8 protein-coding genes are annotated in these 10,386 nt (G+C 74.4%); 4 read left to right on the top strand and 4 right to left on the bottom strand.

Features of this window, described 5'->3' with window-relative positions:
- Positions 1-150: 150 nt before the first annotated feature.
- Genes AVW11_RS34375 through AVW11_RS34385 form a run of 3 tightly spaced genes read right to left on the bottom strand, consistent with a single transcriptional unit; the run spans position 151 to position 2,985 of the window.
- On the bottom strand, positions 151-1,449 hold the full coding sequence (locus AVW11_RS34375) for a coenzyme F420-0:L-glutamate ligase (protein ID WP_076046981.1): 1,299 nt from the start codon (positions 1,447-1,449) through the stop codon (positions 151-153).
- Positions 1,446-2,405, bottom strand: a complete 960-nt coding sequence (gene cofD / locus AVW11_RS34380) for a 2-phospho-L-lactate transferase (RefSeq protein ID WP_060181164.1) — start codon at positions 2,403-2,405, stop codon at positions 1,446-1,448. The genes AVW11_RS34375 and cofD overlap by 4 nt, the downstream gene beginning before the upstream one ends.
- 28 nt (positions 2,406-2,433) lie before the next feature.
- Positions 2,434-2,985, bottom strand: coding sequence for a cysteine dioxygenase (locus tag AVW11_RS34385; RefSeq protein WP_079070915.1), 552 nt, complete (start codon positions 2,983-2,985; stop codon positions 2,434-2,436).
- A 628-nt stretch (positions 2,986-3,613) separates the two neighbouring features.
- Here AVW11_RS34385 and AVW11_RS34395 point away from each other — a divergent pair.
- From AVW11_RS34395 to AVW11_RS34405, 3 genes are all read left to right on the top strand, one after another.
- Positions 3,614-3,877: a WhiB family transcriptional regulator gene (locus tag AVW11_RS34395; protein WP_003983763.1), complete on the top strand. Its 264-nt coding sequence runs from the start codon at positions 3,614-3,616 to the stop codon at positions 3,875-3,877.
- Between the two features lie 238 nt (positions 3,878-4,115).
- On the top strand, positions 4,116-7,793 hold the full coding sequence (locus AVW11_RS34400) for a glycosyltransferase family 2 protein (RefSeq protein ID WP_076046983.1): 3,678 nt from the start codon (positions 4,116-4,118) through the stop codon (positions 7,791-7,793).
- Positions 7,790-9,274 (top strand): DUF5719 family protein, encoded by a 1,485-nt coding sequence (locus tag AVW11_RS34405; protein ID WP_030846656.1) that lies wholly within the window; start codon positions 7,790-7,792, stop codon positions 9,272-9,274. Before AVW11_RS34400 ends, AVW11_RS34405 begins: the two co-directional genes overlap by 4 nt.
- A gap of 33 nt (positions 9,275-9,307) precedes the next feature.
- Here the strand turns inward: AVW11_RS34405 and AVW11_RS34410 are convergent, their stop codons facing one another.
- Positions 9,308-9,787: a metallopeptidase family protein gene (locus tag AVW11_RS34410; RefSeq protein WP_381784297.1), complete on the bottom strand. Its 480-nt coding sequence runs from the start codon at positions 9,785-9,787 to the stop codon at positions 9,308-9,310.
- 90 nt (positions 9,788-9,877) lie between these two features.
- On the opposite strand from AVW11_RS34410, the gene AVW11_RS34415 reads away from it, so the two are divergent.
- Positions 9,878-10,252 carry a DUF3499 domain-containing protein gene (locus AVW11_RS34415; protein ID WP_030846662.1) on the top strand — a complete coding sequence of 125 codons (375 nt, stop codon included), beginning with the start codon at positions 9,878-9,880 and terminating at the stop codon, positions 10,250-10,252.
- Positions 10,253-10,386 lie beyond the last annotated feature (134 nt).

Consider the following 10,386-nt stretch of genomic DNA (forward strand, 5'->3'; position numbering starts at 1 on the left):
CCGCCTGCGGCGTGCGTGCGGCCCGGCCCCGCCTGCGGCGTGCGGCCCTGCCGCGGCGTGCGGCATCCCCGGCCCGGCCCCGCCCCCGGCCCGGCCGCGCCGTGGCGGCCCCGGTTTCGGTCCGCGGGCTTGGCGCAGGCGGCCGGGGGGTCAGCGCACCTGGATGAAGTCCTCCGCCGAGCGACCCGGCCGCCGCGGAGGGGCCGCCGCCGGGTGGCCCACCGCCACCGTCCCCATCGGGTCCCAGTCCTGCGGCAGCTCCAGCACCTCGCGCACCACGTCCCGGCAGAACATGGTCGAGGACACCCACGCCGAGCCCAGCCGCTCACCGGCCAGCGCGACCAGCAGGTTCTGCACGCCCGCGCCCATGGCGACCACGAACATCTCCCGCTCCGCGGTGTCCCGCCGGGCGTGCCCGTAGTGGTGCGCCCCGTCCGTCACCAGGCACGGCACCACCAGGTAGGGGGCGGCCCGCAGCACGTCCCCGCGCCGTACCCGCTTCGCGATGGACTCCTCGGGCTTGCCGTCCGAGCGCAGGTCGGCGATCCACGCGTCCCGCATCGCGTCCAGCAGCCGCAGCCGCGAGGCCTCGGACTCCAGCAGCACGAACCGCCACGGCGTCGTGTGGTGCGGAGCCGGGGCGGTCACGGCCGCCGCCACCGCCCGCCGCACCGCGCCCGGGTCCACCGGCTCCGCCGTGAAGGCCCGTACGGTACGGCGCTGCGTGACGGCCTCGCGCACCGCCTCCGAGGTGCCCAGCCGGAACATGTCGTCGGCCGGCGGGCGCACCAGGTCCCGTGCCGTCGCGCCCTCGGCCAGGACGTGTGCCAGTCCGCGTACGACGGCCACCGGCAGGCCGGCCGCCTTGCCCTTGACCAGGTCGCCGGCGGCGGCGAGCTCGTCCGCCGTCGCCACCACCGTCGCGCTGAGCGGATTGCCGTGGGCGTCGGTGGCGCCCCGCAGGTCGTCCAGGACCCGCACGCCGGCCGAGCCGATGGCCACGTCCGTCAACCCGTTGCGCCACGGCCGCCCGAACGTGTCCGTCACGACCACGCCCACGTCCACACAGAGCGCGTCGCGCACCCCGGCGCGGATCGCGGCCGCCGAGGCGTCGGGGTCTTCGGGCAGCAACAGCACCGTGCCGGGCGCGGTGTTGGAGGCGTCCACGCCGGCCGCGGCCATCACCAGGCCCTGCCGGTTCTCGACGATGCGCAGGGGGCCCCGGCGCGCGACCACCCGTACGGTCTCCGCGTCGATGGCGGCTTCGCGCGAGTCCGCCCGCACGATCCGGCCCTCGGCCTTGGAGACGATCTTCGAGGTGACGAGCAGGACGTCACCGTCGCGCAGATCGGGCGCGGCCGTCGTGATCAGCTTGGCCAGGTCGTCGCCCGGCCTGACCTCCGGTATCCCGTCGACGGCCCGCACCTCGTACGAGGGGGCCGCCGTCACCGGGAGGCCTCCGCCAGGTCCAGGGCGGCGCGGGCCATCTCGGCGGTGGCCTCCGGGTCGGTCATCATCAGCGGCACCGCACGGCAGGTGATGCCGGCGGCCTCCACCACGGCGACGGCGTCGGCGTCGGAGGTGTCGACGAGCCAGCCGTCGAGGAGCTCGGTCCCGTAGTGCAGGGCGACCGCGGCGGCCGTGGACTCCACGCCCACCGCGGCGAGCACCTTGTCGGCCATCCCGCGCACGGGTGCGCCGCCGACGATGGGGGACAGGCCCACGACGGGGGCGTCGGCGGCGGCGATGGCCTCCCGGATGCCGGGCACGGCGAGGATCGTGCCGACCGACACCACGGGGTTGGACGGCGGGAAGACGATCACGTCGGCGGCGGCGATGGCCTCCAGCACGCCGGGCGCGGGCTTGGCCTGCTCGGCACCCACGGGTACGACGGCCTCCGCGTCCACCGAGGCGCGCAGCCGGACCCAGTACTCCTGGAAGTGGATGACGCGGCGCTCACCGGTGCCGGCCTCGGTGATCGCGATGTGGGTCTCGACCCGGTCGTCGGACATGGGCAGCAGCCGCACGCCGGGCTGCCAGCGGTCGCAGAGGGCTTCGGTGACGGCGCTGAGCGGGTAGCCCGCGCCGAGCATCTGCGTGCGGACGATGTGGGTGGCGAAGTCGCGGTCCCCGAGGCCGAACCAGGTGGGTCCGACCCCGTAGGCGGCGAGTTCCTCCTTGACGGTGAAGGACTCGTCGGTGCGGCCCCAGCCCTGGTCCTCGTTGATGCCACCGCCGAGGGTGTACATCACCGTGTCCAGGTCGGGGCAGACCTTGAGCCCGAAGAGGTGAATGTCGTCACCGGTGTTGCCGATGACAGTGATGTCCGCGTCGGGCACCGCCGACTTGAGTCCGCGAAGGAACCGGGCGCCGCCTATACCGCCGGCCAGAACAACAATGCGCATGCACCGAAGTCTCGCAGGCCCATCGGGCTCAGGCGGGGACGGACTCGGATTCGGCCGGGGAGCAGCTGTGCATCGGCATCTGGGTCAGTCCGGGGAAGTAGACGTGCAGGCTGACCGCGCCGTCGAGGGTGTCGTTGACGACCTCGTGGGCGTAGCCGGGGGCGAAGACGCGCTGGCCGCCCGCCCGGTGGGTGAGCCGTCCGCGAGAGGTGTGCTCGGTGAGCTCGCCCTCCAGGACCGTCAGGACGCCGGAGGAGGCGCCGTGGTCGTGGAGGCCGCTGCCCTGGCCGGGGACCCAGCTGAGCAGCCAGACCTCGTAGCCGGGGCCGGTGCGCAGCCGGTGGTACCAGCGGGTGGTGGCGTCGTACTGGACGAGGTGCTCCCAGGAGGCGCGGTCCTCGGCGATGGAGCGGGCGAGGCCGACGAACTCGGCGACGGTGGCCGGGTGTTCGCGGGCGGGCTGGAGGAGGTGCTGGACGGCGAGGATGTCGCCGGCGATCTGCAGGTCGCTCTCGACGGTCGGGGTCGTGGTCGCGGCGGCGGGAGCGGCGGTGGCGGCGCTGGTGGTGGTGCTGTTCATCGGGGGGTACCTCGACGGATGTCAGTCGTGCTGGCGGTCGCTGTGGGGGAGGGCCGGAGCTCTGGGGAGCCGAGGCTCCACGAGCATCAACAGCAGCAACAGCAACAGCGAACCTGGGCAGCGCACAGGAACCCACGAATGGGGGTCCGGGTGGCGGCTGCGGGCGCTGACATGCGAACAAGGAGAACGGGTCCGGGGTCCGGCTGTCAACCCAATGTCCGGTTTGGGGGAAAAGTTTCACCTCATCCGGTTACTGTGTGCGGAGAAAGGTTTGTGCAGTCTGCGGCGGGGGAGGTGGCGCTGCGCCGGGGCTCAAACCTGATCTCGCCATGTCGTGACCTGAATGTGATCTACGCCGCTCTTCGGCGCGGGCCGCAACCCCGCTTCCGGGTGGCGCGTGGATTACGGATGAAGGTGACATCTGATGACGCCGATGGCATGTGTCACGATTTTTGGCGATATGAACACTTTCTGCATAGGCTTGGTTCCGCAGAGTGAATAAGGGGCCCGATAGCAGATCCCGGCTTGACTGCCCCGGAGCCACGCACTTGTAATTTCACTCGTGTCGTTACGTAGCAATGAGTGACGACGTGACCACGGGGACGCACCAACAGAGCGAGGGGCGCACATGACCGAGCTGTTTCAGGAACTGCTGGTCGAGGAAGCGGACGAGGAGCTCGGATGGCAGGAGCGCGCCCTGTGCGCCCAGACCGACCCCGAATCCTTCTTTCCCGAGAAGGGCGGCTCCACCCGCGAGGCCAAGAAGGTCTGCCTCGCCTGTGAGGTCCGCTCCGAATGCCTCGAGTACGCCCTCGCCAACGACGAGCGATTCGGCATCTGGGGCGGCCTGTCCGAGCGTGAGCGCCGCCGCCTGAAAAAGGCAGCCGTCTGACACCGCCGGAGCACCACCGGCCCGGCGCCCGCAGCGCCCCGCACGACATATCCGAACATCCGGGCACGGCGTCGAGCGTGACGCGCAGCCGGACGAAGAGCACCGCACACGGTCCGCCTCCTGCACCTTCCCCGCAGGAGGCGGACCGCTGCTTTGGCAGCCGTTAGGGTGGGGCGCTGTCCAGCAGCCTCCGAGGGCACACCACCCCCGGACCCCCGGCCGGAGGGCCCGTACCGCGATGTCCCTGCACAGCCAGTCGACGGCCTCCTACCAGGCCCCCGTCACACCCGAGTTCCCCCGGCACGTCGTCACCGCGGTCCTCGTCGCCCACGACGGCGCCCGCTGGCTGCCCCGGACGCTCGCCGGCCTCCTCGGCCAGGAACGCCCCGCGCAGAACCACGTCGCCGCCGACACCGGCAGCGCCGACGAGTCCGCGCGGCTGCTCACCGAAGCGCTCGGTGACGACCACGTCCTGCACCTGGCCCGCCGCACCGGATTCGGCACCGCCGTCGACGAATCCGCCCGCACCGCCGGCACCCTGACCCCCGAGGACCTCCCGTACCTCAAGCGCCCCAGCGGCTGGGACCCCGTCAGCCGCACCTGGCGCGACGACGCCTACGACCTCCCCGACCTGCCCCACGGCGAACCCGTCCAGTGGCTCTGGCTCCTCCACGACGACAGCGCCCCCGAACCCGACGCCCTCACCGAACTGCTCCGCGTCGCCGACGACAACCCCGACGCCGCGATCATCGGCCCCAAACTCCGCGGCTGGTACGACAAGAAGCAGCTCCTCGAAGCCGGTGTCACCATCACCCGCAGCGGCCGCCGCTGGACCGGCCTCGACCGCCGCGAACAGGACCAGGGCCAGCACGACCAGGTCCGCCCCGTCCTGTCCGTCTCCACCGCCGGCATGCTCGTGCGCCGCGACGTCTACGACGAACTCGGCGGCTTCGACCGGCGCCTGCCCCTCATGCGCGACGACGTCGACCTGTGCTGGCGCGCCCAGAGCGCCGGCCACACCGTCCTCGTCGCCCCCGACGCCGTCATGCGCCACGCCGAGGCCGCCGCCCGCGAACGCCGCACCGTCGACTGCGCCGGCCGCACCACCGCCGGCCCGCACCGCGTCGACAAGGCCGGCGCCGTCTACACGATCCTCGCCAACAGCTCGGGCCGCGCCCTGCCCTACGTCCTGCTGCGCGTCCTGTTCGGCACCGTGCTGCGCACCCTCGCCTACCTCATCGGCAAGGCCCCCGGCCAGGCCGTCGACGAGATCACCGGCCTCCTCGCCACCCTGCTGCGCCCCGGCCGCCTCCTCGCCGCCCGCAAGGCCCGCCGCCGCCCCGCCGTGCCCGCCTCCGAACTGCGCCAGCTCTTCCCCCCGCCGGGAGCCTCCCTACGGGCCAACGCCGACCAGCTCGCCGCCTACTTCGGCGGCGACCGCGGCACCGATTCCGCCCCCGCCGGCCGGCACGGCGGCGCCAGCATCCTGAACGCACCCGGCGAGGACGGCGACTACCAGGAGACCGAGCGCTTCGCACGCCTCAAGCGGATCGCGCGCAACCCCGCACCCTTCCTCTTCGGACTCCTCCTCCTGGTCTCCCTCGCGGCCTGCCGCGCCCTGATCGGCGGCGGCTCCCTGATGGGCGGCGCCCTGCTGCCCGCCCCCGCCGGCGGCCTGGACCTGTGGAGCATCCACACCGACGGCTGGCACCCCGTGGGGACCGGCTCCACCGCCTCCGCCCCGCCCTACCTGGCCGCCCTCGGCGCCTTCTCCACCCTGCTCCTCGGCTCCACCCAGGCCGCCCTGACCCTCCTGCTCGTCGGATCCGTCCCGCTGGCCGGGCTCACCGCCTACTTCGCCTCCCGCCCCCTCGTCGAATCCCGGCTGCTGCGCGCCTGGGCCGCCACCGCCTACGCCTTCCTGCCCGCCGTCACCGGCGCCCTCGCCGGCGGCCGCCTCGGCACCGCGGTCCTCGCCGTCGTGCTCCCCCTCATCGCCCGCTCCGCCGTCGCCGCCTTCGGCCTCGGCGAGCCGGCCGCCGGCGAGCAGCGCGGCGGCTGGCGCGCGGTGTGGACGTACACGCTCCTGCTGACGCTGGCCACCGCCTTCACCCCGATCGTCTGGCCGCTCGCCGCCCTCCTCGGCGCCGCCGCGCTCGTCTCGCGCCGCGACCGGTGGAAGACGTACGGCCTGCGCCTGCTCGCCACCCTCGCCGTCCCGCTCGTCGTCCTCGCCCCCTGGTCGCTGGGCCTGCTCACGCACCCCGGCCGCTTCCTCCAGGAGGCCGGAGTGCCCTTCGGAGCGGGCTCCGCGGGCGCACTGGACCTGCTCGGCATCAGCCCCGGCGGCCCCGGCACCGGCGCCCGCCTGCTCCTCGCCGGCATCGTCCTGGCCGCACTGGCCGCCCTGCTCCGCACCGACCGGCAGTTCGCCGTCCGCACCGCCTGGGCCACCGCCCTGGCCGCCCTCCTCCTCGCGGTCCTCGCCAACCGCACCGCCTGGGCCGGACCGGCCACCCTCGTCTACGGAATCGCCCTCCTCGCCGCCGCCATGGTCGGCGCGGACGGCGCCAAGGACCGCGTCGCCGCCCGCAACTTCGGCTGGCGCCAGCCGCTGGCCGCACTCATCGCCCTCGCGGCCGCCGCGGGCCCGCTGATCGCCGCGGCCACCTGGATGGTCGCCGGCGCCGACGGCCCGCTCCAGCGCCGCGACCCGGTGCAGGTACCGGCCTTCGTCGCCGACGCCGGCGGCGACGACAACCAGACCCGCACCCTGCTCCTCGACCTCGCCGCGCCCGGCACGGTCTCCTACAGCCTCGTCCGCGGCCCCGGCGGCCGCCTCGGCGACGCCGAGATCACCGCCCGGACCGGAGACGACCCCCGGCTCGACAAGGTCGTCTCCAACCTCGTCGCCGGCTCCGGCGCCGACCAGTCCAGCCAGCTCAGCGCCTACGCCATCCGCTTCGTGATGTTCCGCCCCGGCGGGCCCGAGGACATCCGCCGCGTCCTCGACGCCACCCCCGGCCTGAGCCGGCGCCACCAGCAGGACGGCACCGCGCTGTGGGGCGTCGAGCCCTGGCTGCCGCGCGCCGTGATCGTCTCCGCCCAGCAGGGCGAGGCACCGATCCCGGTCGCCGCCGGCCCCGTGGAGGTCCACGGCAAGATCCCCGCCGGCGAGGCGGGCCGCGTCCTGCGCATCGCCGACCGGGCCGACGAGGGCTGGCAGGCCACCGTCGACGGCAAGCCGCTCAAGCCCAAGACCCTCGACGGCTGGGCCCAGGGCTTCGAACTCCCCGCCGGCGGAGGCCGCCTCGACCTCGTCCACGAACCCTCCCTGCTGCGGACCGCCTGGAACTGGACCCAGGGCCTGCTCGCGCTCATCCTGCTGGTGATGGCCCTGCCCGGGCGGCGCGCCGAACTCGACGACGACCTGCCCGAGGAGGAGGCCGCGCCCGCGGCCCGCCCCGGCCCGGGAGAGCCCGGCGAGGGCCGCCGCGCCCGCAGGCTCCGAGCCGAGGCCGAGGCAGACGCCGCCCCCGGACCCGTGGAGACCGCGGTCGCCGCCGACCCGTACGCCCAGATCCCCGCGCAGCCGGTGTACGGCGAGGACGCGTACGCCTACCAGGCCTACCCGGACCAGGGCGGCTACGCCTACGAGCCGCAGCAGCCGCAGCAGCCCCAACACCCGCAGCAGCCGCAGCAGCCCCAGGAGCAGTACCCGTACGAGCAGTACCCCGGGTACGGCCAGCAGCAGGGCGGCGCGGCCTACGACACCCCGTACCCGCAGCAGCACCAGCCGGCCCACCACCAGGACCAGCAGCAGTACCCCTACCCGTACGAGCCCTACGAGCCGTACCCGCACCACGACGTCCACGCCCAGCACGACCCGCGTCCTGACGGGAGCCCCCAGCAGTGAAGCAGCGCGCACCCCTGACGCTGGCGGCCGTGACGGCGGCACTGGCCGCCCTCACCGGCGTGGCCGCCCTCACCGCGCCCGCCCCCGCGGGCGGCGCCCCCGACGGCAAGGCGGCCGCCTCGGCCCGCATGCCGGTGGAGCGGTCCCTGCTGGTGTGCCCGGGGCCGAGCTCCTCGGACATCGCCGAGACCACGTACACCTCGTTCACCCCGGGCGCCCCCGCCGGGGAGGGCAAGGGCTCGGCCCGGCTGCTCGGCGCCACCAAGGACGCCAAACCCGTCCTGGAGCCCAAGGAGCCCGGCAAGCCCGTCGGAGCCACCGCCAACGGGGCCGACGCCCCCGCCCTCACCGGCAGCGCCGACGGCGTCCTCGCCCCCGGCTGGACGGCGCAGCTGACCACCAAGGTCTCGGTCGGCCGGGCCCGGGGCGTGCTCGGCGTGGGCTGCACCGAGCCCGGCACCGACTTCTGGTTCCCCGGGGTCAGCACCGCCAAGGGGCGCGAGGACTACGTCCACCTCACCAACCCCGACGACGCGGCCGCCATCGTCGACATCGCGCTCTTCGGGCCCGACGGCCTGGCCAAGCCCGACGCGGGCGCCGCCGAGAACATCCGGGTCGACGCCAAATCCACCAAGACCGTCCTGCTGTCCTCGCTGCTCCCGGCCACCCAGCTCGCCGACGCCACCGCGCACGTGACGACCCGCGCGGGCCGGGTCGGCGCCTCCGTGCAGGTCGCCGAGGAGAACGTGGGCGCCGACTGGCTGCCCGCCTCCACCGACCCGGCGGGCTCACTGGTCCTGCCCGGCATCCCGGCGGACGCCGCCTCCGTCCGGCTGGTCGCCTTCGTACCCGGCGAGGAGGACGCGGACGTGAAGGTGCGGCTGGCCGGACCGGGCGGCGCCATCAGCCCGGCCGGCAGCGAGCAGCTGCACGTCAAGGCGGGCATGACGGCGGTCGTGGACCTCAAGGACCTGACCCGCGGCGAGCCCGGCTCGCTGCTGCTCACCCCGGCGGACGCCAAGAAGACCGCCCCGCTGGTCGCGGCGGTACGCGTGGTCCGCGGCAGCGGCGCCAAGCAGGAACTCGGCTTCGTCCCGGCCACCCGGCCCGTCGGGGCCCGGGCGACCGTCGCCGACAACCGGCCCGAGGAGAACACCACCGTGCTGTCCCTGACCGCGCCGAGCGCCGAGGCGAAGGTCAAGGTGACGGCGTCCCCGGGCACCGGCGGCGGTGAGCCGGCCTCCCAGGAGGTCACGATCAAGGCGGGCACCACACAGACCCTGACCCTGGCACCCGCCGGCGGGAAGGGCTCCTACGCCCTCACCGTCGAGACCCTCTCGGGCGGCCCGGTCCACGCGGCCCGCACCCTGTCCCTCCCGAACGACGGCATCCCGATGTTCACCGTCCAGGGCCTCTCCGACGACCACTCCACGGTGTCCGTCCCCCAGGCCGTCCAGGACCTCTCCGTCCTGACCAGGTGACCGCCGGGCCCCCGCCGCGTCCGGACCGGTCGGTCAGTCCTGGCCGTAGCGGGGGTCCACCGTCTCCGGAGTGAGCCCGAGCAGCTCCGCCACCTGCTCCACGACGATCTCGTGGACCAGCATCGCCTTCTCGTCGCGGGTCTTGGTGCGGATCTCCACCGGCCGCCGGAACACCACGATCCGGGCCGGCCGCCCCTGCCGGGGCTCCGACACCGCACCGAGCGGCACCGCCTCGTCGTTCCAGCCGCCGTCCGCCCCGCCCGGCGGCCCCGGCACGTCGCCGACCAGGAACTCCACGTCGGACAGCTGCGGCCAGCGCCGCTCCAGCCGCTCCACGGAGTCCCGTACGAGATCCCCGAACAGCTCGGCCCGGCTCGCCGCCAGGGGCACCTGCGGCGGGGCCAGCGGACCGCGCATCCCGCGCCCGTGCCGGTCCCGCCGGCGCGTTCTGGGCTCGACGGGGGCCCCCGCGGGAGGCTCGGCGGGGCAGGGGGGCAGAGGGGTGTCCGTCACCCCCGCAGGGTAGCTCCGCGCACGACACGGGGGAGTGAGCAGCGGTGGAGTCGTCGCGGCCCGGTCAAGAGTGCGGTACCGTCCAACGTCGTGAGCCTTGTACGTCGCTGTTCGCGCACCGCGTGCGGCCGCCCTGCCGTCGCGACACTGACGTACGTCTACGCCGATTCGACCGCAGTTCTCGGCCCGCTCGCCACATACGCCGAACCCCACTGCTACGACCTGTGCGCCGAGCACTCGGAGCGCCTGACAGCCCCGCGGGGCTGGGAGGTCGTCCGTCTGTCCGACGGGTCCGGTCCGTCGCGCCCCAGCGGCGACGACCTCGAAGCCCTGGCCAACGCCGTCCGCGAAGCCGCGCGCCCGCCGGGCCGCGCGCCCGGCCCCGGCGGATCCGGCAAGGGCGGCCAGACCACCGGCGAGACCCGCCGTGGACACCTGCGCGTCCTCAGATCGCCCGATTCCTGACGCCCGGGTCATCTGCGGGACAGCTGCCGGTTCAGGGTAGGTTTTGCCGGACCGCACAGAACCTCAGGAGGGCAGGCAGTGGCCGCAGATCTTTCGAACATCGTCAAGGCGTATGACGTGCGTGGCGTTGTGCC

Source organism: Streptomyces amritsarensis (assembly GCF_001953875.1).
GTDB classification, from domain to species: Bacteria; Actinomycetota; Actinomycetes; order Streptomycetales; family Streptomycetaceae; genus Streptomyces; species Streptomyces amritsarensis.